This window comes from Streptosporangium lutulentum, assembly GCF_030811455.1.
GTDB classification, from domain to species: Bacteria; Actinomycetota; Actinomycetes; order Streptosporangiales; family Streptosporangiaceae; genus Streptosporangium; species Streptosporangium lutulentum.
This window is the reverse complement of the sequence record NZ_JAUSQU010000001.1, coordinates 7,124,041-7,141,065: the sequence shown is the minus strand read 5'-3', so window position 1 is coordinate 7,141,065 and position 17,025 is coordinate 7,124,041. Positions and strand designations below refer to the sequence as shown.

16 protein-coding genes are annotated in these 17,025 nt (G+C 69.4%); 11 read left to right on the top strand and 5 right to left on the bottom strand.

The annotated features are described in order from the left end of the window. Nucleotides 1–37 precede the first annotated feature (37 nt). The gene (locus J2853_RS31900; protein ID WP_307564416.1) at nt 38–952 is read left to right on the top strand and encodes a lysophospholipid acyltransferase family protein; all 915 of its coding nucleotides are present in this window, start codon (nt 38–40) and stop codon (nt 950–952) included. An 18-nt stretch (nt 953–970) separates the two neighbouring features. On the opposite strand, the gene J2853_RS31895 is transcribed toward J2853_RS31900, so the two are convergent. The 3 genes from J2853_RS31895 to J2853_RS31885 form a co-directional block, all read right to left on the bottom strand. After that, nucleotides 971–1,834, bottom strand: a complete 864-nt coding sequence (locus J2853_RS31895; RefSeq protein ID WP_307564415.1) for an HAD family hydrolase — start codon at nt 1,832–1,834, stop codon at nt 971–973. A 105-nt stretch (nt 1,835–1,939) separates the two neighbouring features. Then, on the bottom strand, nt 1,940–2,599 hold the full coding sequence (locus tag J2853_RS31890; RefSeq protein ID WP_307564414.1) for a DUF5667 domain-containing protein: 660 nt from the start codon (nt 2,597–2,599) through the stop codon (nt 1,940–1,942). 192 nt (nt 2,600–2,791) lie between these two features. Further along, nucleotides 2,792–3,436 carry a sigma-70 family RNA polymerase sigma factor gene (locus J2853_RS31885; protein ID WP_307564413.1) on the bottom strand — a complete coding sequence of 215 codons (645 nt, stop codon included), beginning with the start codon at nt 3,434–3,436 and terminating at the stop codon, nt 2,792–2,794. Between the two features lie 202 nt (nt 3,437–3,638). On the opposite strand from J2853_RS31885, the gene J2853_RS31880 reads away from it, so the two are divergent. Continuing rightward, nucleotides 3,639–5,441, top strand: coding sequence for a putative quinol monooxygenase (locus tag J2853_RS31880; RefSeq protein ID WP_307564412.1), 1,803 nt, complete (start codon nt 3,639–3,641; stop codon nt 5,439–5,441). Here the strand turns inward: J2853_RS31880 and J2853_RS31875 are convergent. Further along, nucleotides 5,431–5,679 carry a glutaredoxin family protein gene (locus J2853_RS31875; protein WP_307564411.1) on the bottom strand — a complete coding sequence of 83 codons (249 nt, stop codon included), beginning with the start codon at nt 5,677–5,679 and terminating at the stop codon, nt 5,431–5,433. The genes J2853_RS31880 and J2853_RS31875 overlap by 11 nt on opposite strands. 331 nt (nt 5,680–6,010) lie before the next feature. Between J2853_RS31875 and J2853_RS31870 the strand changes: the two genes are divergently transcribed. The 7 genes from J2853_RS31870 (at nt 6,011) to hemL (ending at nt 14,326) form a co-directional block, all read left to right on the top strand. Continuing rightward, nucleotides 6,011–6,718, top strand: a complete 708-nt coding sequence (locus J2853_RS31870) for a redox-sensing transcriptional repressor Rex (protein WP_307564410.1) — start codon at nt 6,011–6,013, stop codon at nt 6,716–6,718. 109 nt (nt 6,719–6,827) lie between these two features. Then, nucleotides 6,828–8,150 (top strand): glutamyl-tRNA reductase, encoded by a 1,323-nt coding sequence (locus J2853_RS31865; protein WP_307564409.1) that lies wholly within the window; start codon nt 6,828–6,830, stop codon nt 8,148–8,150. A gap of 41 nt (nt 8,151–8,191) precedes the next feature. After that, a complete protein-coding gene (hemC, locus tag J2853_RS31860) occupies nt 8,192–9,064 on the top strand; it encodes a hydroxymethylbilane synthase (protein WP_370879545.1) in 873 nt (290 codons plus the stop codon). Then, a complete protein-coding gene (locus J2853_RS31855; protein ID WP_307564407.1) occupies nt 9,061–10,641 on the top strand; it encodes a bifunctional uroporphyrinogen-III C-methyltransferase/uroporphyrinogen-III synthase in 1,581 nt (526 codons plus the stop codon). The genes hemC and J2853_RS31855 overlap by 4 nt, the downstream gene beginning before the upstream one ends. A gap of 378 nt (nt 10,642–11,019) precedes the next feature. Next, nucleotides 11,020–12,006 carry a porphobilinogen synthase gene (gene hemB, locus J2853_RS31850; RefSeq protein WP_307564406.1) on the top strand — a complete coding sequence of 329 codons (987 nt, stop codon included), beginning with the start codon at nt 11,020–11,022 and terminating at the stop codon, nt 12,004–12,006. Between the two features lie 191 nt (nt 12,007–12,197). Further along, the gene (locus J2853_RS31845) at nt 12,198–12,839 is read left to right on the top strand and encodes a bifunctional DNA primase/polymerase (protein ID WP_307564405.1); all 642 of its coding nucleotides are present in this window, start codon (nt 12,198–12,200) and stop codon (nt 12,837–12,839) included. 191 nt (nt 12,840–13,030) lie between these two features. Next, complete coding sequence (gene hemL / locus J2853_RS31840) at nt 13,031–14,326, top strand: glutamate-1-semialdehyde 2,1-aminomutase (RefSeq protein ID WP_307564404.1); 1,296 nt, start codon at nt 13,031–13,033, stop codon at nt 14,324–14,326. A 93-nt stretch (nt 14,327–14,419) separates the two neighbouring features. Here hemL and J2853_RS31835 read toward each other — a convergent pair whose 3' ends face one another. Continuing rightward, the gene (locus tag J2853_RS31835; protein ID WP_307564403.1) at nt 14,420–15,025 is read right to left on the bottom strand and encodes a Uma2 family endonuclease; all 606 of its coding nucleotides are present in this window, start codon (nt 15,023–15,025) and stop codon (nt 14,420–14,422) included. Nucleotides 15,026–15,256: 231 nt separating this feature from the next. On the opposite strand from J2853_RS31835, the gene J2853_RS31830 reads away from it, so the two are divergent. Together J2853_RS31830 and J2853_RS31825 are read left to right on the top strand one after the other, a co-directional pair. Further along, entirely contained in the window at nt 15,257–16,156 is a 900-nt protein-coding gene (locus tag J2853_RS31830; protein WP_307564402.1) for a LysR family transcriptional regulator, read from the top strand. 218 nt (nt 16,157–16,374) lie between these two features. Beyond that, on the top strand, nt 16,375–17,007 hold the full coding sequence (locus J2853_RS31825) for a histidine phosphatase family protein (RefSeq protein ID WP_307564401.1): 633 nt from the start codon (nt 16,375–16,377) through the stop codon (nt 17,005–17,007). Nucleotides 17,008–17,025 lie beyond the last annotated feature (18 nt).

Below are 17,025 nucleotides of genomic sequence, written 5' to 3'. Positions count from 1 at the left end.
GACGTCAGGTGAGCCAGGTCACCCGGAGGACGCCCAGGTGATTCCGATCACCCGGGCCCGCTCGTCCCAGGAGCCCTTCCCCGATCCGTCGTCCGAGCTCCCACCCGTCACCGACGACCGCCTGGCCGAGTTCCTCGCCTTCCTGCGGCGTCGCCTCGCGGGCGAGTACGAGGTCGACGAGTTCGGGTTCGACCGGGAGCTCACCGACAAGGTGCTGCTGGAGCTGATCCGCCCGCTGTACCGGCGCTGGTTCCGCGTCGAGACCGTCGGCATGCGCAATGTGCCGGACGACTCGGGCGCCCTCATCGTGGCCAACCACTCGGGCACCGTCCCGCTCGACGGGCTCATGCTCCAGGTCGCCCTGCACGACGACCACCCCGAGCGCCGCGCGATCCGGCTCCTCGGCGCCGACCTGGTCTACAAGCTTCCGGTGCTCGGCCACCTGTCACGCAAGACCGGCCACACCCTGGCCTGCCGCGAGGACGCCGACCGCCTGCTCCGCAAGGGCGAGCTCGTCGGGGTCTTCCCCGAGGGCTTCAAGGGCGTCGGCAAGCCGTTCTCCGAGCGCTACAGGCTGCAGCGGTTCGGCCGCGGCGGCTTCGTCGCCTCGGCCATCCGGGCCGGAGTCCCGATCGTTCCCTGCGCCATCGTGGGAGCCGAGGAGATCTACCCCAAGATCGGTGACCTGCGCTTCCTGGCCAGGGCTCTCGGCCTGCCGTACCTGCCGGTCACCCCGCTGTTTCCCTGGTTCGGGCTCCTGGGCCTGGTCCCGCTCCCGTCCAAATGGATGATCGGCTTCGGCGAGCCCATCCGCACCGACCAGTTCGACCCCGCCGAGGCGGACGATCCCATGCTGGTCTTCAATCTCACCGACCAGGTCCGCGAGGTCGTCCAGCAGCAACTGGACGAGCTCCGTCTCCAGCGCGGTCACGCCTTCCCGCCCTTCTTCTGAGCGCGCTGTACGGGGGGCTCAGCCGCGGTAGTGGCGGCGCAGGGCGATGGCGGCGGCGACGCCGCCGGCGATGGCCCCCGCGCTCGCGGCGATGGGCAGGGCGATCATCGTGGCCCTGCGGCCGGTACGGAAGTCCTGGATGTTCCAGTTGCGCTCTCTCGCGTAGTAGCGCAGCTCGGCGTCGGGGTTGATCGCGGTGGCATGGCCGACCAGCGAGAGCAGCGGCAGGTCGTTGGCCGAGTCGCTGTAGGCATAGCAGCGGGACAGGTCGAGGCCCTCCCTGCGGGCCAGGGCCCGGACCGCCTCCGCCTTGGCGGGGCCGTGCAGCAGGTCGCCCACCAGACGGCCGGTGTAGACACCGTTCTCGGTCTCGGACACGGTGCCGAGGGCGCCGGTCAGGCCGAGGCGCTGTGCGATCACGCGGGCGAGCTCCACCGGGGTCGCGGTGACCAGCCAGACGCGCTGCCCGGCGTCCAGGTGGCTCTGGGCGAGGGCGCGGGTGCCGGGCCAGATCCGGTCGGCCATGGCCTCGTCGAAGATCTCCTCGCCGAGCCGCACGATCTCCTCGACCTTGCTGCCCGCCACGAATGCCAGCGCGGTCTCCCTGGCCTCGGCGATGTGATGGGGGTTCTCGTTGCCGCGGACCCGGAACACCGCCTGGCCGAGCGCGAACTTGAGCAGATCTCTGCTGGTGAACAGGCCGCGTGAGGCGAGGCCCCGGGCGAAGTGATAAATGGAGGCGCCGCGCATCATGGTGTTGTCGACGTCGAAGAAGGCGGCGGTCGTCGGATCGGGCTCTGCCATCGGCATTGCGACAGCCGCCGCGGCCGCCACCTCTCCAGCTATTTCCGCTTCGTCACGCCGTCGTAGTAGCCGCCTCATAGCACCTCAGCTTAACCGGCATGTGTGGGTGAAAGCGGTATACGTCGTGTTAGCGGAGTGTGACGTCTTATCGCCGCGCTATGCCGCGAGACCCTCTTGGACAGGCTAATTGGGCGGGGCCAGTCCCTCGATGTAGCTGAGATAGCCGTTGGCTTTTTTTTGATCTTCCGCGTCCATTTTGGGAATCATTCCCTCGATCTGGTGGCGTTGCTTCTGGACGAAGCGCTTGAGCTCTCCGGCGCTTTTCGCGTCGCGGCGCCGTACCTGCGTGAGGGAGGTGACGGCGGAGCGGGTGGTCTCCTCCATCGCCTGGAGGGTCTCCCCGATCAGGCTGTTCTTGCCCTGGGTGGAGCCCAGCAGCTCCTCGACCTCCTGGGCGCGGGTCTCCGCGTAGCCGAAGGAGCGGTCGGCCCGCTCGGCGTCGTCGCTGCTCAGATGGAACAGGGTGTTCTCGGCGGCGCGTTTGAGCGGGTAGAAGGTGTCGCCGGGCATCGACTCGTAGGTCAGTATCCCCGCCATGACCATCGAGCCCGCCAGCGTCGCGCACAGCAGCCCGGAGAACAGGCCCGTACGGGGCCTCGGTCGCGAGGGGAAGACCTGCCGCTCGGGGAAGTCCTCCTCCGGGGGCATCTCCATGAGCTGCTCCCGGAGCCGGGTACGGAACTCCAGCCGGGGACCGCCTGTCATGCGGGCACCGAGTCGCGACACGCGATCTTGGATGCGCGCCTGCGATCTCCGCGAGATTCCGGGCAGCCACTTACCCATGAACTCTCCCTGCCGCCCCCCAGAGCACGATCAATTAGGTGTCACCTGCCTAACGAGACCTGGCACGCCAGGTTACGCGCTACCTCACCATCGGCATGGCGAGCCGTACCCGGCCCGGATCCAGGGCGATCGCCGGTGTGAGCGCGTCACGATCCGCGCCCCGTGCCGTCGTCGCCCCGGCTCGGGGCGGTCTCAGCCGAGATCGGAGGGCAGGGCGCGAGCGAGCGCCCGGATGGCACGGAACTGCAGCGCTTTGATCGCTCCGCTCTTCTTGCCCATGATGAGCGCGGTCTCCGCCAGCGACATGCCGTGAAGGAAACGCAGGACCACGCACTCCTGCTGCTCGGGACCGAGGTCGCGGACGGCGCTGAGCACCCGGTCACTGATCATCGCGGTGACGACGGCGTTCTCCGGGATGTGCGGGCCGTCGAGCGGGGTGTCGATCACCTCGGCCGTCGAAACCTCAAGGCGGTACCTGCCGGACTTGAAGTGGTCGGTGATCAAGTTCCTGGCGATGGTCACGAGCCAGGCTCCGAAATCACGTCCTTGCCAGGTGAAGTCGGCGATTCGGCGAAGCGCGCGGAGGAAGGTCTCGCTCGTGAGATCCTCGGCCAGGGGGTGTGAGCCGACCCTGAAGTAGACGTAGCGGTAGACCAGGTTCAGGTATCGGTCATAGAGCGTGCCAAACGCCTCCGTGTCTCCGGTTTTGGCACGCAGAACAAGCCTCCGGAGGTCATCCGAGGCGTCCTCGCGTACGGCGAGCTCATTGCTGCGGACGGGCTGGGCCACCCCGGCAGTCGCGGGGAGGGGCCCGGCAAGCGGCCACGTGTCTGGCATCCGGTATCCCTGAGGGGAGGGGGTACGGCGTGCTCGATCACTCTAGAAATGAACGGGTAATTCCACAATCCACTTGGGTCTGTCGTGACTGGGGGTAATCGCCGGATACCGTGTGGGGCCGGTTGTTTTGGGCCGGTCCGGGGAGCCGACTGGGAGTTCGGCTACCGGTTAGGGGGTAATGTCCGGCAGCATTGGAGACACCATGGAAGTCCTCGTCGCTGTCATCGCCCTCGCCGGTGCACTGCTCGCAGCCATCGCCACCGTCGCTCTCGTCACCAGGTTCCGTAGCGAGCCCAAGGGATGGCTGATCGCCTGGAGTGTTACGACGGCGTCGCTCTCCGTGTCACTCGGGGTAATCGCCGTCGGCTATTTGCTCTCATTCGGGCCGGCCACATTCCGCATTTACCAGCTGACCGGATCTATGCTGGCCCCCATATGGCTGGCCGTCGGAGCCGTTCAGCTGCTGGCACGGAAGTCCACGGCCAGGTTCGCCTCCTGGCTTCTGGGGAGCGCCTTCACCGTCATCGCCTTAGTGATCATGATGGTCGACCCCCTCCTGGCGGACAAGGATTTCACCAAGGCCCTCCCGCCGGGCGGCCGCCACTGGGGTCTGCCGCCGTCCTATCTGCTGACGGCCGTCCATGTGGTCGTCGCGCTCGTCCTGCTGGCGGGTCTCGCGCTCGCGGTCGTGCGCTGGCGCGGTGGCGACGACTACGACGCCGACAACATGCACGCGTTGCTGGTGCTCGGTCCCACGGGGCTCGCCCTCGTCGGATCCATGAGTTTCACAGTGCCCGGAATGTTCGCCGCACTTTTACTCTGTGTGACCGCCGCCGCGGTCTGGTACGTCGTTCTCCGCCCGCTCGCGCCCTATGAGGACGAGGACGAGGAGGACGACGAGGACGACTGGGAGAAGCGGCCCCCGGTCTCCCGCCGCCAGACCCCCGACCAGCCGCCCCGGGACGTGCAGGTCGCGGGCCGCCGCCTCCTGCCGGAGGAGTCCCGCCGCTCCGGTCTCGGAGACCTGGTCGCCGAGTATCGCGCGGGCGAGCAGGACATCGACTACGCGGCTCGCATGCAGCAGCAGCCCCCGTCCGGCGACAGGTTCGGCGGCCCGGCCACCGGGACGTTCATGGCGGGCGAGTACGGCATGCCGCTCGCCGACCCGCCCCCCGGCCCCGCCGGCGGCGGCGACTTCGCCCAGCGTCCCCCCACGACCGGCCAGTTCGCCATGCCGTCCGCCAATCCCGCGACCGGTGAGTACAACATCCCGGTCAACGAGTTCGGCAGGCCCACCGGCACCGGCGAGTACGGCAGGCCCCAGGGCCCGGCCGGACCCGGCACCGGCGAGTTCGGCAGGCCCGCGGGACCCGCCACCGGCGAGTTCGCCATGCCCGATCCGTCGGGCGGGCGGTCCGGCAGCCTCCAGCCCATGCCCGCCGACCAGGCCTTCGGCGGCGCGCCCGTTTACGACCCCGCCGCGGAGCAGGGGTTCGGCGGGCGGCCCGGCTACGGCCAGGATCCGGCCGGTTCCCGGGGCTACGGCCAGGGCGCCGAGCAGGGGCGAGGCCCCCGCGGTTACGGCGCCGACCAGGGATTCGGCGGCACGCCCTCCACCGGAGCCGTGTATCCGGGGGGGATCGCCGACCAGCAGGGCGGATCGGGCCGTCCCTCACCCACCATCTTCGGCCTGCTGACGGTGTTCACCCTGATCGACGGCACCGGCGAGCGGTTCGACCGGCTGGCGGAGGAGACGGTCGAGGCCGTCCGCGGAGCCGAACCCGACACGCTGATCTACGCCTGCCACTCGGTGAAGTCGGCGCCGCTCCAGCGCATCGTCTACGAGCTCTATCGCGACGAGGTCGCCTACACCGAACACCAGCGCCAGCCCCACGTGGAGCGCTTCGTCCGGGAGCGGCAGGCCATGGTGCTCGCCACCAACGTGATCGAGCTGAACGTGAACGCCGCCAAGGTGGTGCCGCTGCCGACGGCTTTCAGGCGTTGAGCGCGGCGCGCAGGCGGTTCTCGTCCACGCGCCAGAAGTCGTGCTGGACGCCGTCGATCAGGGTGACGGGGATCATCTCCCCGTATGCGGCCTGGTCGTCCTCGGAGGCGGTGATGTCGCGCTCGTCCCAGGGAACGCCAAGTTCCGTGGCGACCCGCTCGACCACCGCCCGCGCGTCGTCGCACAGATGGCAGCCGGGCTTGCCGAGCAACGTGATGCGGTGATCTCGCGGTGACATGACCGCCACGGTAGCCGAGTCCCGTGGGTGAGCCGGTGACGCGGGCCGGCGATCCGGGCTCACCCCGGACCGGTCGACGCGGGCCGACGGCGTAAGGCGGGGGCCGGAGAAATCATCGGTCGCCGGTGGTCTGACCAGCGCGTCGGTCGAGATTTCGGGCGAGATCTCGATCAGCGCGGGCCCGGAGCCTCGACGGGCGGCGCCGACGGCTTCGGGGGACTCACTTTGTGCATCGGTTCACAAAGGGACTAACCTGAATGACAGTGGTCTCACCTCGTCATCCGTCGCGTCCGGGTCGCGCCGGACGCCTGTCCCCCTGGAGCTTCGGCACGTGATTCGCCGTCTGTCCCAAGCGCGTGAACGTGGCATACCCGAGGCGACCGTCGCCCGGCTGCCGCTCTATCTGCGAGCGCTGAACGGCATGGCCGAACGAGGACTGGCGACCGTGAGCTCCGAGGACCTCGCCACCGCCGCCGGCGTCAACTCGGCGAAGCTCCGCAAAGACCTCTCCCACCTGGGTTCTTACGGCACCCGCGGGGTCGGCTACGACGTCGAATACCTCGTCTACCAGATCTCCCGCGAGCTGGGCCTGACCCAGGACTGGGCCGTCGCCATCGTCGGAGTGGGTAACCTCGGGCGTGCGCTCGCCAACTACGGCGGGTTCGTCTCCCGCGGTTTCCGGGTCGCGGCGCTTCTCGACGCCGACCCCGACGTGGTGGGCGACCACATAGCGGGATTGAATGTGGAGCACATCGACGAGCTGGAAGCCGTGATCAAGCGGCGGGGAGTGTCGATCGTGGTGCTCGCGACACCGGCGGCGGCGGCACAGCAGGTGGCCGACCGGGTCATCGCCGTGGGGGTCACCAGCATCCTGAACTTCGCCCCCGTCGTACTCACCGTGCCCGAGGGCGTCGATATCCGTAAAGTCGACCTATCAATTGAATTGCAGATCCTTGCGTTCCATGAGCAGCGCAAAACGGATCGAATGACTGGGGGGCCCGCGATGGCCGAAGAGTGGCCCGAGGCGGTGGACTTGTGAACGAGTACGGCGAGCGAGCCGGTGAACACCGCATCCTCCGCAGCTTCCGAGTCGTCGGCACGGCAGGGATGAGAGACCGCGTTCGTCCGCGGAGAACAGGGGAGGACCGATGAGCGTCCTCGTCGTCGGCCTGAGCCACCGGACGGCCCCGGTGGCCCTGCTCGAACGGGTGGCCGTCTCCGGTGACGCGCTGGTGAAACTGCTCCACGACGTTCAGCAGGACGACCACGTCGCCGAGGCCATGGTCGTCTCGACCTGCAACAGGGTCGAGGTCTACGCCGAGGTGGACCGGTTCCACCCCGCGGTGACCGGAGTCTCGCAACTGCTCAGCATCCATTCGGGTGTCCCCATGGAGCAGCTCGCGAACAATCTCTACGTGCACTACGAGGACCGGGCCGTCGAGCACCTGTTCTCGGTCGGCTCCGGCCTTGACTCGATGGTCGTGGGCGAGGGGCAGATTCTCGGCCAAGTGCGCTCGGCGCTCAGGCTCGCCCAGGAAGAGGGCACGATCGGCCCGACGCTCAACGAACTCGTCCAGCAGTCACTGCGGGTGGGAAAGCGCTCACACACCGAGACCGGCATCGACCGGGCGGGCGCCTCGCTCGTCGGGGTGGGGCTCGCCCTCGCCGAGAGCGCCCTCGGTCCCATCCAGGGCAAGCGGGCCCTGGTGGTCGGCGCGGGCTCGATGAGCGCCCTGTCGGCCGCGACCCTGCAGCGAGCCGGCGTCACCGACATCGTGGTGGTCAACCGGACCCACGACCGCGCCGTACGGCTGGCGCAGACGGTCGGCGGCCGGGCCGCCGCGTTCGACGAGCTGACGGCGGAGCTGGCCGAGGCCGACCTGGTCATCTCCTGCACCGGCGCCGCCGACGTGGTCATCACCGCCGCCATGGTGACGCCCAGGGAGATGTTCCTGCTGGATCTCGCCCTGCCGCATGACGTGGACCCCGCCGTACGGCGGATTCCCGGTGTGACCCTCGTCGACCTGGAGTCGATGCAGGACGGCGCGATCGTCGCCGTCACCGACGACGGCGGACGCGCCGAGGCGGTCACCGCCGTGCGCGAGATCGTCGCCGGTGAGGTCGAGGCCTACCTGTCGGCCGAGCGCGCGGCCCGCGTGACGCCGACCGTGGTCGCGTTGCGGAGCAAGGCGGCGCAGGTGGTCGAGGCGGAGCTGGGGCGGTTCGTCGCACGGGTTCCCGAGATCGACGGGCGGGTCCGCGAAGAGGTCACGCAGACCGTCAGGCGTGTAGTCGACAAATTGCTCCATGAGCCCACTGTGCGTGTCAAACAGCTCGCGGAGTCCCCAGCAGGCGATCATTATGCGGAAGCACTGCGTGAGCTGTTCAACCTGGATCCGAAGGTGCCGAATGCGGTGAGACACGTCGAGACGGTCGACACCAAGCCGAGCAAGAAGGAGGCAGGCCTGTGAACAGCGTTCCTTCGCTCCGGCTGGGTACGAGGCGGAGCCTCATGGCGACGACCCAGTCGGGCCTGGTCGCGGCCCGCCTCACCGAGCTGACAGGCCGGGCCGTCGAGCTCGTCGGCGTCACCACCTTCGGCGATGTGACCAAGGCCGCCCTCACGCAGCTCGGCGGGACGGGCGTCTTCGTCAGCGCGTTGCGCGACAAGCTGATCGAAGGCGAGATCGACTTCGCGGTCCACTCGCTGAAGGACCTGCCCACCGTCCAGGACCCGCGCGTGGTCATCGCGGCGATCCCGCCGCGCGACGACCCCAGGGACGCCCTGGTGAGCGCGGCGAAGCTGGCCGATCTGCCGGCCGGTGCGAAGGTCGGCACGGGCTCCCCGCGCAGGGTCGCCCAGCTCCGCGTGCTCCGTCCCGATCTGGACTACGTCCCCATCCGGGGTAACGCCGACACCCGGATCGGCAAGGTCGCCTCCGGCGAGCTGCAGGGTGTCGTGCTGGCCGCCGCCGGACTCGGGCGGCTGGGCCGTGAGGCCGAGATCTCCCAGATCTTCGAGGTGGAGGAGATGCTCCCCGCCCCCGGTCAGGGGGCGCTGGCCGTGGAGTGCAGGTCCGACAGGGACGACCTCATCGACGTCCTGAGCGTGCTCGACGACGCCAGGACCCGCGCCGCGGTGACCGCCGAGCGCGCGGTGCTCAACGCCCTGGAAGCGGGATGCGCAGCTCCGGTGGGTGCGTACTCGGCCGATCACGGGCAAGAATTGATTCTGACCGCCGCTGTCGTCTCCATCGACGGCAAGCGCGCGGTGCGCAAGTCCACCGCCGGGACCTGTTCGGCGCCCATGGATCTCGGCCGCGACCTCGCGGCCGAGATGATCGCCGAAGGGGCTGGCACGTTGATAGGGGAGCGAGCACATTGAGCTCCGGAAGTACCACTTTCGAGCGCCCATCCGGGTTCGTCGCCTTCGTGGGCGCGGGCCCCGGTGATGAGGGGCTGCTCACATTACGTGGCGCGGACCTGCTCTCCAGGGCGGACGTCGTCATCCTCGACCAGGAGGCGTACGGCTCGCTGCTGCGTCACTGCCGCGAGAACGTCCAGGTCATGGACGTCGCGGAGGAGGGCGCCGTCTCGCCGAAGATCGTCACGTCGGCCAAGGGCGGCAGCAGCATCGTACGGCTCTGCCCTGGTGACCCGATGTTCTTCTCCTCGATCACCGAGGAGGTCGCGGCCTGCGCCAAGGCGGAGGTGGACTTCGAAATCGTGCCCGGCGTGCCCCCGGCGACGGCGGTGCTCACCTACGCGGGCATCCCCGCGGCGGTGTCGGTCCCGGAGTTCCGGGTCGTGGACGCGACCCAGATCGACGACTGGTCCGCCTACGCCGCGGGTGCGGGCACCCTGGTCATCTACAACGGCATCTCCGAGGCCGTCGCGATCGGCAAGGCGCTGATCTCCGCGGGCCGTCCCGACTCGACGCCGGTGGCGATCAGCAGCGCGGGCACCACCACCGAGCAGTACACCGTGGTGACGACCCTCGGCCGGATCGGACCCGACCTCAAGCACGCCGGGATGACGGAACCGACGCTGATCGTCGTCGGCGAGGCCGTCGCCATGCGTGACAGGCTCTCGTGGTTCGAGACCAAGCCGTTGTTCGGCTGGCGGGTGCTCGTGCCCAGGACCAAGGAGCAGTCGGCCAGCCTGGTCGAGCAGTTGCGGTCCTACGGTGCGGTGCCCGAGGAGGTCCCCACGATCTCCGTCGAGCCGCCGCGCACCCCGCAGCAGATGGACCGGGCGATCAAGGGCCTGGTCACGGGACGCTACGAGTGGGTGGCGTTCACCAGCGCGAACGCGGTCAAGGCCGTGCGCGAGAAGTTCGAGGAGTACGGCCTGGACGCCCGCGCGTTCGCCGGGCTCAAGGTCGCGGCCGTGGGCGAGAGCACCGCGCGGGCACTGGTGCAGTTCGGCGTGAAGCCCGACCTGACGCCGTCGGGAGACCAGTCGTCGGAGGGCCTGCTGGCCGAGTGGCCCCCGTACGACTCGATGCTCGACCCGATCAACCGGGTGCTGCTGCCACGCGCCGACATCGCGACCGAGACGCTGGTGGCCGGGCTGACCGAGCTCGGCTGGGAGTGCGACGACGTGACCGCCTACCGGACCGTCCGCGCCGCGCCGCCGCCCGCCCCGACCCGTGAGGCCATCAAGGGCGGCGGATTCGACGCGGTGCTGTTCACCTCGTCGAGCACCGTCCGCAACCTGGTGGGCATCGCGGGTAAGCCGCACAACGTCACGGTCATCGCCGTGATCGGCCCGCAGACCGCCAAGACGGCCGAGGAGTTCGGGCTCCGCGTTGATGTGATGTCCGACAAACCATCGGCTTCCGCCCTCGCCGCCGCGCTGGCCGAGTATGGTGCGAAGCAACGCCAGGCCGCGGTCACGGCGGGAGATCTGCCCCGCAGGCCCTCCCAGACCCGGCGAGGAGCCCGGCGCCGCGCCAAGTAGCCTTGGTGTGGTGGTCGCCGAAGACGAGAGCAAGACGGCGGACGAGGCGTCCACGACGGCATCGTGAGCGTCACGAATCGCCATGGACGGCGGCTCGCGCCGGGCGGTTCGCCGGATCGAGCGGTGAGCCGCACGGATCGGCTCGCCGGATCGAACGGCGAATCGTGTTGGACGGCTCGCCGGAGCGGACGACGAACCGCATGGATCGGCTCGCCGGATCGAGAGGCGAGCCGCGTTGGACGGCTCGCCGGGCTGAACGGTGAGCCGTGTTGGGCGACGCGTCGCGTCGGACGGTGGCCGTCCCGAACGGCGCACCGGAACAGACACCGAGGTCCTCCGGCCCGAATCCCCTACCGGCCGGGGGAAAGGGGAGACACCATGACCGCACAGTTCCCTGTCGCACGACCGCGCAGGCTCCGCCGTACGTCACCGATGCGCCGGATGGTCGCCGGCACCCGGCTGCACCCGGCGGAGCTGGTGCTGCCGATGTTCGTGAAGGAGGGCATCACCGCGCCGAACCCGATCGGCTCGATGCCCGGGGTGTTCCAGCACACCCGCGACTCGCTGCGCAAGGCCGCCCACGAGGCCGCCGAGGCCGGGGTCGGCGGGCTGATCCTGTTCGGCATCCCCGCGGTGAAGGACGGCCGGGGGTCGGCCGGCGACGACCCGGAGGGAATCGTCCAGCTCGCCGTCGCCGACCTCGTCGCCGAGGTGGGCGACGCGATGGTGGTGATGACCGACACCTGCCTGGACGAGTTCACCGACCACGGGCACTGCGGCATCCTGACCCCGGACGGGGAGGTCGACAACGACGCCACCCTGGAGCGCTACGCCGCCACGGCGGTGGCCCAGGCGCGGGCCGGGTCGCAGGTCATCGCGCCGAGCGGCATGATGGACGGCCAGGTCGCGGCGATCAGGGCCGCCCTGGACGGCGACGGCTTCGAGCAGATCCCGATCCTCGCCTACTCCGCCAAGTACGCCTCGGCGTTCTACGGCCCCTTCCGCGAGGCCGCCGAGTGCGCGCCCCGGTTCGGTGACCGCAACGCCTACCAGCAGGACGCGGCGGGACCGGTCGGCGAGGCGCTGCGCGAGGTGCGGCTGGACCTCGACGAGGGCGCCGACGCCGTGATGGTCAAGCCCGCGCTGGCCTACCTCGACATCCTGCGCCAGGTGCGCGACATGGTGGACGTGCCGGTGGCCGCCTACCAGGTCAGCGGGGAGTACGCGATGGTCGAGGCCGCGGCGGCGAACGGCTGGGTCGACCGGGATCGAGTGATCATGGAATCACTGACCGCGATCCGCCGTGCCGGAGCGGACCTGATTCTCACCTACTGGGCGACGGAGGTGGCCAAGAAGCTCAGGTGAGATGAGCGGCACATGCTGAGAACAGGGGGTTTACCGTTTGCTTATGGGGTCCGTGCGTTAGAGTGCGAGAACCGGTGCGGATGTGTCCCAGGTGACGTGAACCCTGGGCGTTTGGCGTCCCTTGTTAACCAGCGTGTGGATATGTCTTCGCATCCGGGTACACGCGGGATGCGCGGACGACGGAGGACACAATGGTGGGGGTACCGCTGGTTCGTCGAAGTAGACGGCATGCTCATCCGAAGCAGATGATCAATTCTGTTCTGGAGTATGCCGCGCTGGGCTGGGCGAGCTGTCCCGGCGCACGGCCGCTGCGGGGTGGTTCCCGCTCCTGCTCGTGCGATCGCATCGGCTGTCCCGAGCCGGGCGCCCACCCGCTCTCGCGAGCCTGGCAGATGCAGGCCACCACCGACCCCACCCAGCTCACCCACTGGTGGCAGCGCGAGCCCGAGGCGAATGTGATCCTCCCCACGGGCCGGGTGTTCGATGTGTTCGACGTACCGCTCGCCGCGGGGCACACCGCCCTCGCGAACATGGACTCCGCCGGAGTCGTATCGGGTCCGGTCGCCACGGGAGGCGACCGGATCCTGTTCTTTGTGGCCACCCGCAACACCTCCGAGGACGAGGACGAATGGTGGTCCTGCGCCCTCGACTTCGGCCCTTCGAGCATCGAGGAGATGCCCGGCCTGCGCTGGCACTGCCGCGACAGCTACGTCCTCGCACCGCCTTCGACCCTGCCGACCGGTCAGCCCGGTTCATGGCTGCGTCCCCCGGACGGCCGCCCGCTGCCCGACCCGCTCCGCGTCCTCGACTGGCTCGCCGACACCTGCGAGTGAACGCCCGGCGAGCTCCGGAGCCGGGCCTGCTCCGTGTCGCGGCCCATGATCGAGATGTTTCGTGATCTCGTGAGGAGCGGGCCGTCCACGCCGAACGGGACGAAGGACCGAGGCTCTCCTTCGGGTGACGGCCACCTCGCCATCCTTGCCCGTGGAATGGGCTGGTCGGCCTCGTGACTACGCTGTAGGGCGTGAGCCGTACTGAGAACTCCGAGGACTTGTTCGCCCGCGCACGTGAGATCGTTCCGGGAGGTGTCAACTCCCCGGTCCGGGCCTTCGGCGCCGTCGGCGGCACGCCCCGCTTCGTGGTCTCGGGCCAGGGACCCTACATCACCGACGTGGACGGCAACCGCTACGTGGACCTGGTCTGCTCCTGGGGCCCCATGATCCTCGGACACCGGCACCCCGCCGTGATCGAGGCGTTGGAGGAGGCGCTGAGGGACGGCACCTCGTTCGGCACGGCGACGCCCGGCGAGGTCGAGCTCGCGGAGGAGATCGTCGCCCGGGTGGACCCGGTGGAGAAGGTGCGCCTGGTCAGCTCGGGCACCGAGGCCACCATGTCCGCGGTACGGCTGGCACGCGGGTTCACCGGCCGATCCAAGATCGTCAAGTTCGCGGGCTGCTACCACGGCCACGTGGACGCCCTGCTGGCCGCGGCCGGATCCGGGGTGGTCACCTTCGGACTGCCCGACACCCCCGGCGTGACCGGCGCCTCCGCCGCCGACACCCTGGTGCTGCCCTACAACTCGATCGATGCGGTCACCGAGGCCTTCGCAACCTTCGGTTCCGAGATCGCATGTGTGATCACCGAGGCCTGCCCCGCCAACATGGGCGTCGTCCCGCCGCTGGACGGGTTCAACGCCAAGCTGCGCGAGCTCTGCACCGCGCACGGCGCCCTGCTGATCGTTGACGAGGTGCTCACCGGTTTCCGGGTGTCGGAGTCCGGTTGGTACGGGATGGACCCGGTCGACGCCGACCTGATGACCTTCGGCAAGGTCATGGGCGGCGGCCTGCCCGCCGCCGCGTTCGGCGGACGCGCCGACGTCATGGCCCATCTCGCCCCCGAGGGCCCGGTCTACCAGGCGGGCACCCTCTCCGGTAACCCGCTGGCCTGCGCCGCAGGCCTGGCCACCCTGCGGGCCTGTGACGAGGGGGTCTACGACCGGGTCGACGCCGCGGCTCTGATCATCGGCCGCGCCGCCGCGGACGCCCTGGCCGCCGCCGGGGTGCCGCACCGCCTGCAGCGCGCGGGCAGCCTGTTCTCCATCTTCTTCACCGAGGAGCAGGTCACCGACTTCGCCGGGGCCCAGAAGCAGAACACCGCCGCCCACAGGGCGTTCTTCCACTCGATGCTGGAGCAGGGCGTCTACCTGCCGCCGTCGGCCTACGAGGCGTGGTTCCTGTCGGCCGCCCACGACGACGACGCCCTGTCTCGCATCGCCGACGCCCTCCCCCTCGCGGCCAAGGCCGCGGCCCAGGCCTCCTGACGGGGTAGCCGGTCCCACGACGCCGACGATCTTCAGCTCGTCGGTGCCGTGCTTTCGTCGACGACGTCCGTTGGTCTCGGTGGTCTGTCCTCGCTACCGGGGCAGGTCGCCGAGATCGATGTCGATGGGGAAGGGAACCGGGACGGTCAGCCGCTCGTGGTGGATGCCGGTGAGGCCGTACGCGTGGGTAGCGGGGTCGAGCTCGTAGACGTAGACGACGGGAGAGCCGTCGTTGTTCTCCACCCGCCAGAAGTGGGTGATGCCGGCCTCGGCGTAGCGCGACGGCTTGGTCTTGCGATCGCGGTCCTCGGACTCGGGTGAGACCACCTCGATGACGAGGTGCACCTCGGCCGGAGTGTAGAACGTCCGGTCGTCGTCGTCGGCTGCCTGAGCGTCGATGACCAGCACATCGGGGCAGGGGCGCATCCGGTATCCGAGTTTGACGTCCATCTGGTCCACCGCTGACAAATGCGCTGGGGCCTGACGGCAGAGCGTCTCGGTGAGGTGGTGGATCATGCGCTGGTGGAAGCGCTTCTGGGGGGACATGAAGACGAGAGCTCCATCGATCAGTTCGACGTGCTTGAAGAAGTCGGGCTCGCCGTTGGGCCCCTCGGCGGGAAGACGATCGAGGTCGTCGGCGGTCCACCCCCATGGGGGCGGGGCCGGCCAGTAGTCGAGTGCGGCGCTCACGTCGGTCACCGTAACATCGTCTCCGTCACTCGGTGTGTTCATTCGCATCATCTCTGTCGCCCTCGTTCCATTCTCTCTTGCTCCGTCTCGAATAGGGAAGGAAGGGATCGCGGGAACCCCGGACGGCCGCGAGACCGATGGCGAGGAAAAGGCGCTTGGCTCGCATTGATTAATCATTATTTGTGCCGATAATTCAGCACAAGAAAGAATTTCCGGCCTCGGTCATTTAGAATCGCTTACATGTTGGATCTCAACCGCCTCAAGGCGCTGCACGCGGTGTCCGTCTACGGATCGGTGGGAGCGGCGGCCGACGCCCTCATGGTGACGCCGTCCGCGGTCTCCCAGCAGCTCGCCAAGCTGGAGCGGGAGACCGGAGCGACGCTGCTGGAGCGCAACGGGCGCGGCGTGCGGCTGACCGACGCGGCCGGCCTGCTCGCCGACCACGCCGAGCGCATCCTCGCGCTGGTGGAGACCGCGGAGGCCGACTTCGAGGCACTGCGCGGGGAGGTCGTGGGACGGCTGAGCATCGGAGCCTTTCCCACGGCGGCCCGGGGGCTGATGCCCGCCGCGCTGGTGTTCCTCCGCGAGCGCCACCCCGACCTCCGGCTCCAGCTCTACGAACGGGAGCCCGAGCGGCAGGTTCGCGAGGTGGCCAGGGGCGAGCTCGACCTCGCGGTGATCCAAGACTGGATGAACCGGCCGATGGCCATCCCCGAGGGACTGTCCAGGGCGGCACTCTTCGACGACATCGCCGACGTGATCCTGCCCGCGTCCCATCCGCTGGCCGGCAGGCCCGAGATCGCGCTGGCCGAGCTGTCCGCCGAGCAGTGGGTCAGCTCCACACCCGGCACGGTCTGCAGGGACTGGCTGGTCTACACACTGCGTTCGGCCGAGCTGGAGCCGGACATCACCTGCATGGCGGACGAGTATTCGACCCAGATGGCCCTCGTCGCGGCCGGGCAGGGATGCGCGATCATTCCCCGGCTGGGCCGGGACTTCATGCCCGACGGGGTGAGGGCCGTCCCGATCCTGCCGCGCCCGAGCCGCAGGATCTACGCGCTCTGGCGGAGCGACGCGGCCCGCCGCCCGGCGATCCGCGCGGCCGTCGACGCGCTGAGGATCGCCTCCTCCGGACGTTGACGTCGCCCGGCGGTTCCGGGCGCCGGGCGGTGACCGGAGGGGACGGAACGGCGGGCGGTGATCGGAGGAGGCGGAGCGGCGGGGGGTGACCGGAGGGGGCGGAGCGGCGGGAGTGATCGTCCGCGGGCCCGTCCCGTCCGGCCGGAGTGGCTGAAGTGGCCGGAGTGGCACACCTGCACGAGCCCTCGCTTCTACCTGTGGGTAGGCTGACGAACACCATGGCTGAGACCACCGTCGTCCACCTCCTGCGTCACGGTGAGGTGCACAATCCCGCTAGCGTCCTGTACGGCAGGCTGCCCGGATACCACCTGTCCGAGAACGGCCGACAGATGGCCGAGACGGTGGCGAAGTCGGTCGCCGGACGCGATGTCACCGCCCTGTTCTGCTCCCCGCTCGAGCGGGCGCAGGAGACCACGGCCCCGTTCGCCTCGACCTTCCACCTGGACGTCACCGTCGACGACAGGCTCATCGAGGCGCTGAACATCTTCGAGGGTGTCCCCGTCGGCGACACGCTCTTCCGCAACCCGCGCCACTACCGACATATGTGGAACCCTCTGCGACCCTCCTGGGGAGAGCCGTACGCGGACATCGTCCGGCGGATGCGGGGTGCGATCGACACCGCGCGTGACGCCGCGCGCGGCCACGAGGCGATCCTGGTCAGTCACCAGCTCCCGATCTGGGTCATCCGGCTCGCGGCCGAGGGCAGGCGACTCCCTCACGACCCCCGCCGCAGGCAGTGCGCCCTCGCCAGCCTCACCAGTTTCTCCTTCGAGGGAGACCGGTTGATCAGCGTGGGATACAGCGAACCCGCGGCCGCCCTCGTCAAGCGCCCCACTGTGCCGGGCGCCTGACCCCGCCGATAGAGTGAA

Coding starts and splice junctions, on each gene's coding strand:
- J2853_RS31865 (WP_307564409.1), top strand. CDS start 6,828: ATGAGCGTCCTCGTCGTCGGCCTGAGCCACCGGACGGCCCCGGTGGCC.
- hemC (WP_370879545.1), top strand. CDS start 8,192: ATGGCGACGACCCAGTCGGGCCTGGTCGCGGCCCGCCTCACCGAGCTG.
- J2853_RS31830 (WP_307564402.1), top strand. CDS start 15,257: ATGTTGGATCTCAACCGCCTCAAGGCGCTGCACGCGGTGTCCGTCTAC.
- hemB (WP_307564406.1), top strand. CDS start 11,020: ATGACCGCACAGTTCCCTGTCGCACGACCGCGCAGGCTCCGCCGTACG.
- J2853_RS31895 (WP_307564415.1), bottom strand. CDS start 1,834: ATGAGGCGGCTACTACGACGGCGTGACGAAGCGGAAATAGCTGGAGAG.
- J2853_RS31880 (WP_307564412.1), top strand. CDS start 3,639: ATGGAAGTCCTCGTCGCTGTCATCGCCCTCGCCGGTGCACTGCTCGCA.
- J2853_RS31890 (WP_307564414.1), bottom strand. CDS start 2,599: ATGGGTAAGTGGCTGCCCGGAATCTCGCGGAGATCGCAGGCGCGCATC.
- J2853_RS31885 (WP_307564413.1), bottom strand. CDS start 3,436: ATGCCAGACACGTGGCCGCTTGCCGGGCCCCTCCCCGCGACTGCCGGG.
- J2853_RS31845 (WP_307564405.1), top strand. CDS start 12,198: ATGGTGGGGGTACCGCTGGTTCGTCGAAGTAGACGGCATGCTCATCCG.
- J2853_RS31875 (WP_307564411.1), bottom strand. CDS start 5,679: ATGTCACCGCGAGATCACCGCATCACGTTGCTCGGCAAGCCCGGCTGC.
- J2853_RS31825 (WP_307564401.1), top strand. CDS start 16,375: ATGGCTGAGACCACCGTCGTCCACCTCCTGCGTCACGGTGAGGTGCAC.